The sequence below is a fragment of the Richelia intracellularis HH01 genome (genome assembly GCF_000350105.1).
In the GTDB taxonomy this organism is placed as follows: Bacteria; Cyanobacteriota; Cyanobacteriia; order Cyanobacteriales; family Nostocaceae; genus Richelia; species Richelia intracellularis.
This window is the reverse complement of sequence record NZ_CAIY01000088.1, coordinates 81,565-95,791: the sequence shown is the minus strand read 5'-3', so window position 1 is coordinate 95,791 and position 14,227 is coordinate 81,565. Positions and strand designations below refer to the sequence as shown.

Here is a 14,227-nt window from a genome sequence, read left to right as displayed (position 1 = left end):
GATTCAATATTTACAAATAGCTATCGGATACTATTTTATTTTAATTACTATAACTCATCATATCAAAGCAATTTGTACTTCCTCTTCGAGTTAAATATATAAAATATATAGTCAAGCTATGATTATATTTATTTTCTCTTTGAGAGTACTTTATCTAATTTATTTAATTACAAGCTATCAGAAAATTATCCACTTAAAAAAAATTATAGGAATATACTGTTAACTTAGTTAATATAGCAGTAAGTAAATTTACCTCTTTCTAAAAGAAACTTGAAAAATCAATATTTAATTGGTAATCTTTTTTATTTAACGTTGATTTTGATTATTATTAAATTATTCTATATCTAGCGTTTCTAACTGTTTTTGATTTGGATTTAAATAGTGAATAGCCCCTTATTTCTTAATTTTTAATCCTATTTTTTATTAATATTTTCTGTAGTATTATAAATATAATCTAACCATAATTAAATTTATATACATATATTCGAAGTATACGTATTATGCACATGTATTCATCACAATTTGTATATTCTCATTAGCATTGATTATAGATGTTATTCATAATACTTTGGGCCTTTTTTTAAAGCTGAAGAAAAATGGGACTATCATACTCGTCACCCTGTAACACTCCTAAACTAGTAATTAGCATTCTTAGAAGAGGAATGTTTTTATCAGATTTTATACATATTTAGAGTTGAATAAGCAATATTAATGATCATAGAGTATAAATTGATTTCCTGATTCACCTGGTTTAGGTTAAGATAGAAGTACAGTAGACTTTTTAGTATTACAAAACATAAACAACATCTGGTGTAATGGTATTTATCAAATGTTGTTTATGAAAATCAAGGCATTTTAGCAAATCTAATACACAAGATGATTATGTTTTATTTTTAAGCCAGAGTGGGAGATGCTTTTAAATAAACTGATTACCACTATCTAATTAGTTAAGGTGGTGTTTGAAAAGTGATTTAATGTAAATAATAATGCTAGTCTCCTAACTATTATTTACATTGTTGGTAACTCAATCTTGTGAATGTTCCAAGTTCCTACACTAAATTTCACTCATATCACCCACAAACAATTATTTATTACCCACTCATACTCACATTGATCATGCTGAGTGAAAGCTTCTCAAAAACATACCTTGCTCTCTGAAGAACCTAGTAACTAAAGTCAATGTAGGTCAAGATTTATCCGGAGACATTATGAAAAAAATCTAATGTATTATTCAATGCCTTAATAAACACATCTATTTCTTCATAGGTGTTATAAAAGGATAAACTCACCCTTGCAGTGGCAGGAGTGCCTAAATAATAGTGTAAAGGCTGTGTACAATGGTGCCCAGAACGAATAGCAACTCCTTCTTGGTCTAATAATGTTACTAGGTCGCTAGGATGAACTCCCCCAGCTGTGAATGCTGCCAATGCTGCTCTTCCTTCTACCTGAGAATTAGGATAAGGGCCATAAGTTTTTATTTGAGGTATCTTATCTAATTGTTGGAATAAATAAGCAGTTAACTCGGCTTCATAGGAATGAATTTCATTCATTCCTATACTATTAAGATAATCTATGGCTACACCGAGTGCAATTGCTTCTGCAATAGCAGGGGTTCCTGCTTCAAATTTATATGGTAATTCTCCATAAGTGGAATAGTCTAAAAATACATCAGCAATCATTGACCCACCACCTAAAAAAGGTGGCATTGATTCTAGTACTTCTTTTTTACCATACAAGAAACCAATTCCTGTAGGTGCAGACATTTTATGTCCAGAAGACACTAACCAATCACAATCGATTTGCTGTACATCAATAAACATATGGGATGTACTCTGACAGGCATCAATTAATACTTTTGCCCCATATGAATGTGCTAATCGGCTGATTTCTGATACCGGGTTAATACAGCCCAATGTATTGGAAACATGAACCACGGAGACTAGTTTTGTTCTCTCTGAAAGCAAAGTTTTAAAATGATCAAGATCAAAGGTTTTTGCTGGTGTCAATTCAACGAATTTGAGGACTACACCATTTTTTTTGCCAGAAAATGCCAAGGAACAAGATTGCTATGATGTTCCATCACCGTAACAATAATTTCGTCTCCTGGTTGCAAATTATTCATTGCCCAACTATATGCTACTAAATTAATAGCTTCGGTAGCATTGCGAGTGAAAATAAGTTCTTGGCGAGATGCAGCATTTATAAACTTGGCTACCTTATCCCTTGCTATCTCATAAGCATCAGTAGCTTTACAACTGAGGGTATGTGCACCACGATGCACATTGGAATTATACTGTTGATAGTAATCTTGAAGGGCATTAATAACAACTTGTGGCTTTTGGGAAGTGGCAGCGCTGTCTAAGTAAATCAAGGGTTTACCGTTGACTTCCTGATGCAATAATGGGAAATCACGACGAACTTTGTTGGCAATGGTTTTTTCTTGGGTAAAAGTCATGGTAATTTTGGGTTTTGGATTTTGGGTTCAGAAACCTAAAACTGGTTAACTGTTTTAACTAGTCTTTCCTGGAGTGAGGGTAAAGATATACGGTTAATAATTTCAGCTGCGAAGGCTTGAATTAAAAGTTTACGGGCGCTGTCTTCATTAAGACTACGGCTTTTTAGGTAGAAGATTTCATTGTCTTCTAATTGGCTAGTCGTAGCACCATGGGAGCATTTCACATTATCTGCTGAAATTAACAGTTGGGGTTTGGTATCTACCCTAGCTTTGGGGGACAATAGCAAATTATGATTTAACTGCTCCACATCATTTAACTGGGCAGATTTAGGCATAACTACCTTACTGCTAAATATCCCATGGGCTTTGTCCACCAAAATGTATTTATGTAGCTGGCGACTTTTACCATGAGGATGATTCAGCAAAATTACGCTATGTGTATCAGCTAATTGTTGACCACCAATTATTGTTAAACCGTTGAGGGTAGTTTCTGTGTCTTCACCAGCTTGTAAAATTTCTAAATTGTGGCGGGATAGTTTACCTCCCAAGGAGATTGAATGACAGCTATAAGAGCTGTGTTTCTCTTGAGTAACAGTAGTTTTACCAATATGGAATGCCTCCATATTATCTGCTTCTATTCGTGTATGGTTTATTTGGGCATTCTCATTGACAAAAATCTCTGTTACTGAATTAGAAAAATATACGCCCTTAGTATTTTTGTAGTTTGTATGTTCTTCCACCAAGGTTGCCTGGGAGCTGGTTTCCCCAACTACTAAACAACGGGGTTGGGAAATTGCTGCTGCTTCTTCTCCAGCAGTAATAAATACTATGTGAATAGGTTCTTCCAGCACCACATTTTCAGATATCCATACTACCCCAACATCATTAATTCCTGCCGTATTCAAAGCAGTAAAAACTTCCCAATCACCTTTTGATCTTGCTATATACTGTTGTACTCTTTCAATATGTCCTAATGGTAAACTGGCCAAATTGCTAACTAAAACCCCACTAGGCAATTTGGCAGTGGTTGATAACTCTGGCGTATATATACTATTAATAAATACCAATCGTATTTTTGCTTCGGGAAAATATGGAACATCATCCTCAGATAGATCATATTTCTTCCCCACAGATAACTCTAACTTACGTAGTGCAGATAAGTCGGTGAATTGCCATTCTTCCTCACGTGTATTAGGAATTACAGAATGACGAACATAATTAGCAGAAAGATCCTTTAATTCTTGCAACCAACCTTGTCTTTTACTTGCACTTACCTTATTTAAAAGGTTTACTAGATAAGTGTCTCTATTTAACAAGGTGGAACTCAAAGCAGCAGTATCAGAATTAGCGATCATATTGGGAAATACTTGCATATTCATTATGCACCCACCTTTGCTTCAGTTTCCTCTAAAATCCAACTGTAACCACGAGATTCCAATTCCAAAGCTAATTCCTTACCATCAAACTTAACAATTTGCCCTCTTGCCATAATATGGACATAATCTGGAACAATATAATCAAGTAGCCTTTGGTAGTGGGTAATGATAATTGTGGCATTTTCTGAACTTGCTAGCTGATTTACCCCATTTGCAACACTTCTCAGGGCATCAATGTCCAGGCCAGAATCTATTTCATCCAGAATAGCTAACTTAGGCTCTAAAATGGCCATTTGCAAAATCTCATTTCGCTTCTTTTCTCCACCAGAAAAGCCCTCATTTACACTTCGAGTTAAAAAATTTGGGTCTATTCCAACCATATCTAGTTTTTCATGCACTAAGTCTTCAAAATCTAAGGGTTCTATCTCCTCCAAACCCTGGTAATTGCGTTTAGAATTGTAAGCTAGCCTGAGGAAATCCAAATTACTCACCCCTGGAATTTCCAGAGGATACTGAAATGCCAGAAATACTCCAAGTCTTGCCCTCTCTTCCGGCTGCATTTCACAAAGATTCTTACCCTGGAAAATCACTTCTCCACCAGTCATCTCATAAGTAGGATGTCCTGCTAAAACCTTGGCAAAAGTACTTTTACCAGAACCATTTGGCCCCATAATTGCATGGATTTCCCCTGCGCGTACTTCTAGATTTACACCCCTGAGAATTGTTTTACCACAAACATTTGCCCTTAAATCCCTAATAGACAAAATCACTTCGCCATTCTCTACAATCATCCTTCTATCTCTCTTAAACTCTCTATTTCTGTTTATTTAATTCCCTGCATTCTTCATTAGAGTGCAACCTGGAAAAAATTTTAGCCAATGCCTGTTTTCTATCAATTCAGATGAGTGCAATGTAAAATCCCCCATAAATACTTACTTACTGTGTAAGACGTAATAAAAGTTGAAGGACTTATTTAACTGTAAACATTTCAAAATTCAACATCTAAAAATGATATTATCCAATACTTCCTTCTAACTTTAGACTTAACAGTCTATCAGCCTCCACGGCAAATTCCATTGGTAATTGATTGAACACATCCTTGCAGAAGCCACTGACCATAATTGATACTGCATCTTCCATGCAAATGCCCCGTTGAGCAAAGTAAAATATTTGCTCCTCTCCCATTCTGGAAATGGAAGCCTCATGTTCCACCTTTGCAGTTTGATTTTGGACTTGAATATAAGGGAAAGTATTGGCATGAGCATTATCCCCTATTAACATTGAGTCGCACTGGGAATAATTTATTGTTCTCTCTGCATTAGGATTAATCTTTACCAATCCGCGGTAACTATTACTAGATTTACCAGCAGAAATACCCTTGGAAATGATAGTACTGCGAGTATTATTGCCAACATGTACCATTTTTGTTCCTGTATCAGCCTGCTGCATATTATTTGTTAATGCCACTGAGTAAAAATTACCTACAGAATTATCACCAACTAATACACAACTAGGGTACTTCCAAGTAATTGCCGAACCAGTTTCAACCTGTGTCCAGGAAATTTTGGAATTCATCCCCTGACATAATCCTCGTTTTGTAACAAAGTTATAAATTCCTCCTTTCCCATTTTCATCGCCAGCATACCAATTTTGGACAGTAGAATACTTAATTTCCGCATTATCTAAGGTAATAAGTTCTACCACAGCCGCATGCAACTGATTAGTATCGTACATTGGTGCGGTACAGCCTTCCAAATATGATACATAACTGCCTTCATCAGCAATAATCAATGTACGCTCAAACTGCCCTGTATCTCCAGAATTAATGCGGAAGTAGGTAGATAGTTCCATTGGGCACTTCACACCCTTGGGAATATATACAAATGAGCCATCACTAAACACAGCACTATTTAGGGCTGAAAAATAGTTATCTGCAATAGGAACTACACTTCCCAAATACTTCTTGACCAATTCTGGATATTCTTTAATCGCCTCAGAGATGGAGCAGAAAATCACTCCATCTTTTGCTAACTTATCTTTGAAAGTAGTAGCAATGGAGATACTATCGAAGATGGCATCTACTGCTACATTAGATAATCTTTTCTGCTCTGAAAGAGGAATACCTAACTTCTCAAAGGTTTCTAACAATGTGGGATCTACCTCATCCAAGCTTTTCTTCTTCTCAGCTTGCTTAGGTGCAGAGTAATAAATAATATTTTGATAATCGATTGGGGGATAATTAATATCTGCCCAGTCTGGCTCCGTCATTTTCTTCCATTTACTATAAGCCTTGAGGCGAAAGTCCAGCATGAACTCTGGTTCATTCTTTTTCGCAGAAATGAGCTTAATTATATCCTCATTTAGTCCACGGGGAATAGTATCAGCCTCAATATCAGTAACAAAGCCGTACTTGTATGGCTGACTAACTAGGGTTTTAACACTGGCACTCATTGGTTTTTCTGGGTTGTGTTTTTGAGGATTTTTCTTTGGGATGTAGAAGGTCAGTTTTACATAACACTTACCTTCAAGTTAAATGACAAACTTTGTGGCTTGGCTGTTATTATGAAGTATAATTACCAAAATTACTGAATTATTGTCTAACCTGTTCTTATTCTACGCTAGATTAACAACAATATTGTTGTTAAAGTAAAATTTTAAAGTGATTTTTTGGGATGACGATGGTGACTATCCAACAGCCCTCAACAAAGCATGATATATTGGAATATATACTTAAGCATTCACAAGTTAAGACTGCAGAACTCGTTGCACTCTTGGATATAAGTCCCCAAGCAGTTCGTCGGCATCTCAAAAGTTTGCAGGCTGAAGGACTTGTATTGTACTCATCCAAAGTGACGGATGGAATTGGAAGACCACAACACGTATACAAATTAAGTTATAAAGGTAGGGAAAGACTAAGTCGGGAACTTGTAAATGGTTGTGGGGATTTTGCTGTTTCTCTGTTGGACACAGTTAGTGATACCATTGGACAGGAACAGGTTGGTAGTATTCTAAAAAAACAGTGGGAACGGAAAGCTGAAGAGTACCGAAATCATTTGGGTGATGCTTCCTTGAAGGAGAGAGTTGCTGCATTAGCTAAATTAAGAAGAGATGAGGGCTACATGGCAGAGTTTTATGCTGTAGATTCAAATAGAACACAAGTGGATGAAGCTGGTAGCCGTTTTTTATTTGTCGAACATAATTGCACGATTTCTAATGTGGCTAAGTCTTTCCCCAGCATTTGTGAACATGAATTGGAAATGTTTACCGCAATACTACCAGATTTCACAGTTGAACGCACTCAATGGATTATAAATGGTGAGCATAATTGTGGTTATTTGCTACAGATAAAGAAATAATTAAAAGTGAATAACTTAGGTTATTCACTTTTAATTATTTCGGTATAAAAATACCTAATTGCATTAGCCCATATAAATATTATCATCCTTAATATTCAGTTTAAATATAGAGCCAATTTTATGAATTCAACATCAGAACAATTTTTAACAGTAGAAGAATTAAATAGGATTAATGAGGCTTTGCTCTCTTCCCCAGAAAAGTTTCTAACTCGTTTGACAATTTCGTCATTGAGACTTTTGACATACATAGCTCAGGAGTATGATTTAGCTATAGAAGACTTAACTTCTGAGCATGTGATTATTTGGTTTGAGAAGGATAGTAAAATTAAAGTTGAGCAGGGTCTTGAGGCTGCATACCTCAAGTGGTAATTTTCGGAAATTTAAATTTATAGTAAATAATATATGAAAAAATTATAAATACATATTTTACTGTATCCTTATTAGGATAAAGAAAATAAATTGATGTATTCTCACAAGAATTTATCCTGCTTATAAATAGATTATAAAGAACACTTTTCCTGGGAATTATGAGTTTCTTTATAAAAAATGGTGGACACATACACCACAAGCATTAAAAATGATGGGAATTTATATTGAGTTTAAGTTATCTAAGGTAAGGAACCTCACATAATAGCAATACAAACCATAGACATCATAACATAGTCAAAAACCTAGCTACGTAAAATAATGAGTAATACCAAATAAAGCTTCCAAAATAATTTTCTTAGGATCATAAACAAATATGGCTTCACTTGTTTTATAAACTCTATCAAACGTTGTAGAGATTTTTGAATACGGGTATTCTTCGAACTACAAAAGAATTCTTGCAATTAACAATCATTTTGTGAAAGCTGAGTTTTAATATTAGAATTTAGAGACAATTTATAACAGTTAATGGAATCTTAACCTAGCCAGGATAGTACTTCGTACTAACTGCTTTTGAATTATATGCGGTTTAATCAAACAAAACACAGAATAATGATTATTTTGCTGTGTTATCCCAGTCACTAACAAAAAATGTGTATTGCTCATATTATATGTAATTCTGCATACACACAATGAAAGATTCACTTTAATCATTAGCAAGTCTTAAATAAGAAGAGACTTAGTATAAACGCAATATTCAAAGTATCTTAATTGATTAAATTATACCTTCAAAAATTTATACATAAGTTTAATATTAATGGCATTATTATGCACTAGTTTAGATAAAATTAACAAACAAGATGTAAGTAAAATCTATTAAACCTAAATTATATTTCCTTATATTTATCTTCATCTAATTACTTATTACTGTCTGAAATAACATGAATTGCATGAAGCAATATTAATGCTTTAGCACAGGAGGGTTTACAAAATAACACCCATTCAGGCAAAACCTAAGAGTTACCGTTGAATATAATAATATGTATGAATAATATAGCAGTATTACGGACTTTGCCTCCCACTATCTGTTCACTTATTCAAAAATAACTAAAAATCATAATTAATTAACCTCAGCAATATGAGGAAAGCACCTGCTGGTAAAAATGAATAAGCTCTAATTAACATTTATACTTGCATATGTAGAACACCATAAAAGTTAAGTACGACAACAGTACTATTTCAAGAATTTAAAAGTAATATGGCAACAGCAAGAAACCTAACACAAGTCATTGGAAGAATACATCAACGTAAATCCGCTAATGTACTTTAGCATAAGAAATCTATCCAAAAACTTACATTATCTTCATCTATTACTAAACTAAAGTTTTTTTGGCAATATTTCCATTTAAAGCCATTCTTCTACCACTGCCTCTGTACTGCCTACATCTTCTTAGTCGACATCTTACCAATGTAACAGTATCAGAATCTTCAGAAGGAGATACCCCTATATTTTGGATATAGTTTAAATTTAAGGGTGTTACAATTAAAGCAGTAAAGAAAAGTAAAATAAAAGCATGCATGAGCAGATGTTTGTTTTTAAACTCTCCACTTCACTGATACTTCTGTTTTCCACTGCATCCGGATAAATTACCCAAAGTTTTTTCTGCTTAGATTAAAAACTAATATCACTGATAAATATTGTCACATGGAATTTGTTACCTGGCAACATTAATGAGAAAATTGATTAGTATCTTTCTAATTATCAAATTCTACTCCTGTATCAATTCAATATATTAAAGGCTAACAGCGAAAACTCTGCTCAAGACTTAGGTTAGGAATTAGGGATTTTTTACCCATTTAACTCGGAATATCAGCTTGTTGAAAATGAACCTTCATATGTTAATATCAGCATTATTATATTTTTTCCTATTGAGAAAATCATAGTTTAATACTATAATTGCTGCATGAATAAATAGCAAACCTATTTGGGTAATTTTATTAGATATCAAGTTATTTTGATTATCTTTGGGTCGTAAGTTTAAAGTTGGGATAATAACTATAGCTAATTTTATAGCCTAGAGTACAGCTTTATATTTTAGCATTATTTTCCTTAGTTATATATTTCTCCCTAATACGAATTAGAGTAAATATTATTTCTGAAATCTACTCAATTACTAATTATATAATTAGTTTGTACATAATGTAATAGTCTTAGTATTATAAGCTAAAAATTCATGCTAAGTTAACCTTGCCTAATTTGTGTCCAATTAATATAGTTTAATATATAAAATGTTTGCATAATTACATTTTGTAAAATTATTCTTAGGGCTTATATCTTGCTACTATCTAGTGTAAAAAACCTTTTATAAAAGTTCATATCTCTTTTTACTACTAATTGAATATTTATTATAATTTCTTGGTAATTCTTAATTACCACATCAAGGCTTTACATACTATTCGGAGTAGAAATCATTAATTAAGTTGTGTTGAAATCAAAGTTTATATATAGCAAGTGTGACACTTGCTATATGTATGAGTCTAAACAGTGGAGAATGTCGGTTAAACTATTATTCGCTATAACAGCAACTCTATTCAGTAATATGAATTCATAAAAAATTAGATATGTGATGTCTATGCTCATGTACTCTCATTGATATTGTTTTAGGAGTATTAACCTTACAATTTCCAATACTTGAATAACACTAAAATTTATTGCAGGTGAATAGTACTACGAAGCTCAGGATATCAGTTAACAAGAATTTTAGTAGGATTATAAATAGCTATTATTTTTCTGTATGTACTTGAGATATAATTTGCGCGAGCGTTTTTTAGAAATTCATATTAACTAATAAAATTAGTATTGCTAAGTTAAAATAGTATGTATACAAAGTAGTAAATTAGGCTGAATCAGAAGTTAGATATTATGGAAGCTACTATTGACTAGGAAAACCTTAGCTATTTCTACGTGGTATGGATTGTTGAAGCTATTAATTTTATTTGTTACAGATTTCTGAGAATAACTTCAACTCTGGTAGCTTTAGTACAGCCCAATTTGTGGTATGACTTGACTGAAAGGAATACACCCCAGTAATTTTTATCTTGCAAATATAGCAGATTTATACTGTTCGAAATAAGAAATTTCTTTCTCTATAAAAACTTAAAGTCGTTAATATATAATAATTACCCTCTAAGAAATTACATCTTATCATCTGTGAAATGATGGTTTCTGTATAGTGAGTTTCCATACTTAATGCTTTAATATACATGATAAAATCATTGTCCTCTGGGTAAATGCCTCATGGATGTATCACCTACTGATAAAATATTAGTTGTAGACGATTCTCCTGACGATATTTTTTTCATCAAAACCATTTTAGAGGAAGAAGGTTATGCCGTAACTGCAACAGATAATGGCCCTGCTGCATTGGCAAAAATTACTACATCTATTTTTGACCTAATATTACTTAATGCGATGATGCCAGGGATAGATAGCTATGAAGTCACTGAAAGAATTAGGACACATCCAGATATATCATTTGTGCCAATCTTATTAATTACTGCTCATAATTCATCCAATGTGGTGTATAGATTAAACTTGGATGTAGATGACTTCATCCGAAAACCAGTAATAGTAGATGAATTGTTGGCAAGGGTAAGATCACTAGTTCGTTTGAAACATAGCATAAATGAAAGAGATGAAATCGATCGCCAATGTCAAGACTTTGTATCTCGTCTTACTCACGACTTACGTACTCCCTTAGTTGCGGCAGAACGCATAATGTCATTATTCCTAGAAGGTGCTTTAGGAGAACTATCACCATCTATGATAGAGGCAATGACTATTATGGCACGTAGTAATAATAACTTGCTTTCGATGGTAAATACCTTATTAGAAGTCTATTGTTTTGAAGCAGGACGCAAAAATCTAGTCTTTCAACTAGTTGAGATTAAAGAGCTAATAAATGAAGTTGTTGATGGGTTAATCCCACTAGCAGAAGAGAAAAAATTAAGTATAAATATTGAATACATAAATGATTTCAACACTAGCATAATGGGCGACCGCTTGGAATTACATCGGCTATTTACTAATTTGGTTGGTAATGCCATTAAATTCACCGATAGTGGTTTTATTCAGTTAAAAATAACTGCGTCTAAACATAGAGATGATTATATAAACATAGAAGTGGCTGATACAGGTAAGGGTATACCCTTGGATGAACAAGCCACCTTATTTGAGAGATTTCGCCCTGGAAACCATAAACGTTCAGGTAGTGGATTAGGATTATATCTTTCTCGTCGTATTGTGGAAGCACATCAAGGTAGTATTCAAGTAACTTCAGAACCAGGTAGAAGTAGTATATTTACCGTTAATTTACCTGTAGAACAGGGATGAGTAAGTATGACATCTAACACTTTTATCAGTAAAATTATTTGCAAACAAAGAGAATATTTCGCTGCCGGGAATACTAGTAATATTGAGTTTAGAGTGCAACAATTAAAGCAGCTTAAACAATTAATTGCTGATAGTGAAGGCAGAATCTATAAGGCTTTACAACTGGATTTACATAAACCAATGTTGGAATGCTTTACTTCTGAAATAACTATTATTAATAAAGAAATTGATAATGCTTTCAAATACCTCAAATGTTGGAGTAGTCCCCAAAAAGTAAAAGTACCTTGGCAATTACTACCAGCATCAGCCATAGTCCGCCCAGAACCATTGGGGGTTACTTTGATTATTAGCTCTTGGAATTACCCATTACAGTTGGTAATTATGCCCTTGATTGGTGTTATCGTGGCAGGTAATTGTGCTGTAATTAAACCGTCAGAACTAGCTCCTCATACTTCCAGTTTGGTAGCTGAAATTATTGCAAACAAATTTAATCCGGAATATATAAAAGTAGTAGAAGGAGGTATAGAGACTAGCCAAAACCTAATCGCGGAGAAATTCGACTATATTTTCTTTACAGGTTCTGCTTCCATTGCCAAAATTGTCATGACAGCTGCAGCAAAACACCTAACGCCAGTAACTCTAGAGTTGGGAGGGAAAAATCCCTGTATTATTGATGCAGATATAGATATTAAGCAAACTATTAAACGTCTGACTTGGGGAAAATTCTTGAATGCTGGACAAAGTTGTTTAGCACCAGATTATTTGTTGGTGAATTACCATATCAAAGATGATTTATTAGAGGAAATGAGACAACATTTACAAAAAGCATATGGTAATGATCCTCAACTTAGTCCTGACTATGCCAGAATTATTAACAAAAAACATTTTGACAGACTTGAAAAGCTATTAAAAGCAGGAGAAATAGTTATTGGAGGAAAAATAAATCGAGATGATCTCTATATTGCTCCAACAGTAATAGATTCTATTACATGGGAAGATGATGTGATGCAAGAAGAGATCTTTGGTCCTATTTTGCCTATAATCACATATACAAATATTTTTTCAGCAATCGCGGCAATAAATTCTTATACTAAACCCTTGGCTTTGTACTTGTTTTCCCGTAACAAAACTCTTCAAAAGCAAGTTATAGAGTCAACCACATCAGGGGGAGTTTGCCTCAATGATACGATGATGCATTTTAGCCTTCCATCTTTGCCATTTGGAGGTGTTGGTGGTAGTGGTATGGGTAAATATCATGGTAAGGCAAGTTTTGATACATTTTCTCACTACAAAAGTATATATAAAAACCCTCAATGGTTGGATATTGATTGGCGATATCCTCCCTACCAGGGGAAAATAGCTTTTTTAAAGCGATTACTTAAATTTTAAAGACAATAGGATTTAGATACTTGCTAGAAACTGAGGCTATTATAAATGAGGCCAAACAGCCTTAACATGTATTAGTTAATTTAAACTAATACATGTTAAGGCTTAATAATAAATTTAGCTTAACTAATTCTAGAAAAGGTAAAAACCTTAGGATGACTTTCAAATCAATTAACTAGGAATAATATAAAATAGTTTAGCTGAAGTCTTTATGTGTACTTTACTATTTTGTTTTTTTGATTAATTTCACTAATTCTTAACTATTAAATATCTTATAGTATCTGATAGAAACTTTATACTGAAACCTCTCAACGAAGGAAACCCGTTATTTGAGTGATTTTCTCCTAGGCTCTGTTTTAATATACATATTAATTTTTCTAAAATAGTCAGAAACTATTCATTGTAAGCAATCCTTATAATGTTCTTTTTTAGAGAAAAAAGTAAGTGTTAATTCACAATTATAAATTTTTGTTAACTCTCGTAAATTCCTATAAAGTAATCCATAAAAATGTTTCTCCATAATAATACCTATCCGCCATATTCTCAAAAATTGATTGATTCTATTCTGAGTATTAGAACTTATTAGTTAATTTGGTACTATTCCAAAAATCATTATTTTCTAATGGTAAAATTGAGACTAAAGTTTTGAATAGGAAATAGGTCTCTCTCATAATAAAAATCGCTAGGTATACATTTACTAAATAAAGTCTATTGCTTTAATTCTTATCCAATACATATCTAATTACAATAATTGTTAGTCCATATTATTGAATCAAAGTCTACATTAAAATCTATACTGGGATAAAGTCATAAATAATCCTAGATAAAATTATATAGCAAAGATGTCGAATATTTCAGTTAAAAACTAGTTGGGTAAAAATATATCTTTTTTTAA

7 protein-coding genes and 1 pseudogene are annotated in these 14,227 nt (G+C 33.1%); 4 read left to right on the top strand and 4 right to left on the bottom strand.

All coding sequences use genetic code 11. From position 1 onward, the window contains the following. Positions 1 to 1,193 precede the first annotated feature (1,193 nt). The 4 genes and pseudogenes from RINTHH_RS10005 to sufB all read right to left on the bottom strand — a co-directional run bounded on the left by RINTHH_RS10005 (position 1,194) and on the right by sufB (position 6,282). Positions 1,194 to 2,455, bottom strand: a pseudogene (locus RINTHH_RS10005) (SufS family cysteine desulfurase). Between the two features lie 35 nt (positions 2,456 to 2,490). Then, on the bottom strand, positions 2,491 to 3,834 hold the full coding sequence (gene sufD, locus RINTHH_RS10000) for a Fe-S cluster assembly protein SufD (protein WP_008236074.1): 1,344 nt from the start codon (positions 3,832 to 3,834) through the stop codon (positions 2,491 to 2,493). Further along, positions 3,834 to 4,622 (bottom strand): Fe-S cluster assembly ATPase SufC, encoded by a 789-nt coding sequence (gene sufC / locus RINTHH_RS09995; RefSeq protein WP_008236072.1) that lies wholly within the window; start codon positions 4,620 to 4,622, stop codon positions 3,834 to 3,836. Before sufC ends, sufD begins: the two co-directional genes overlap by 1 nt. 223 nt (positions 4,623 to 4,845) lie before the next feature. Continuing rightward, a complete protein-coding gene (gene sufB, locus RINTHH_RS09990) occupies positions 4,846 to 6,282 on the bottom strand; it encodes a Fe-S cluster assembly protein SufB (RefSeq protein WP_008236070.1) in 1,437 nt (478 codons plus the stop codon). Between the two features lie 227 nt (positions 6,283 to 6,509). Between sufB and sufR the strand changes: the two genes are divergently transcribed. The 4 genes from sufR (at position 6,510) to RINTHH_RS09965 (ending at position 13,335) form a co-directional block, all read left to right on the top strand. After that, entirely contained in the window at positions 6,510 to 7,187 is a 678-nt protein-coding gene (sufR, locus tag RINTHH_RS09985; RefSeq protein ID WP_008236068.1) for an iron-sulfur cluster biosynthesis transcriptional regulator SufR, read from the top strand. A gap of 120 nt (positions 7,188 to 7,307) precedes the next feature. Continuing rightward, positions 7,308 to 7,556, top strand: coding sequence for a hypothetical protein (locus tag RINTHH_RS09980; RefSeq protein WP_008236066.1), 249 nt, complete (start codon positions 7,308 to 7,310; stop codon positions 7,554 to 7,556). A gap of 3,295 nt (positions 7,557 to 10,851) precedes the next feature. Continuing rightward, positions 10,852 to 11,946: a hybrid sensor histidine kinase/response regulator gene (locus tag RINTHH_RS09970; protein WP_008236061.1), complete on the top strand. Its 1,095-nt coding sequence runs from the start codon at positions 10,852 to 10,854 to the stop codon at positions 11,944 to 11,946. A gap of 6 nt (positions 11,947 to 11,952) precedes the next feature. Then, entirely contained in the window at positions 11,953 to 13,335 is a 1,383-nt protein-coding gene (locus RINTHH_RS09965; RefSeq protein ID WP_044305019.1) for an aldehyde dehydrogenase, read from the top strand. The last annotated feature ends 892 nt before the right edge of the window (positions 13,336 to 14,227 follow it).

Bases quoted from the DNA above. Each gene is read 5' to 3' on its own strand.
- sufD (WP_008236074.1), bottom strand. From the start codon at position 3,834: ATGAATATGCAAGTATTTCCCAATATGATCGCTAATTCTGATACTGCT.
- sufC (WP_008236072.1), bottom strand. From the start codon at position 4,622: ATGATTGTAGAGAATGGCGAAGTGATTTTGTCTATTAGGGATTTAAGG.
- sufB (WP_008236070.1), bottom strand. From the start codon at position 6,282: ATGAGTGCCAGTGTTAAAACCCTAGTTAGTCAGCCATACAAGTACGGC.
- sufR (WP_008236068.1), top strand. From the start codon at position 6,510: ATGGTGACTATCCAACAGCCCTCAACAAAGCATGATATATTGGAATAT.
- RINTHH_RS09980 (WP_008236066.1), top strand. From the start codon at position 7,308: ATGAATTCAACATCAGAACAATTTTTAACAGTAGAAGAATTAAATAGG.
- RINTHH_RS09970 (WP_008236061.1), top strand. From the start codon at position 10,852: ATGGATGTATCACCTACTGATAAAATATTAGTTGTAGACGATTCTCCT.
- RINTHH_RS09965 (WP_044305019.1), top strand. From the start codon at position 11,953: ATGACATCTAACACTTTTATCAGTAAAATTATTTGCAAACAAAGAGAA.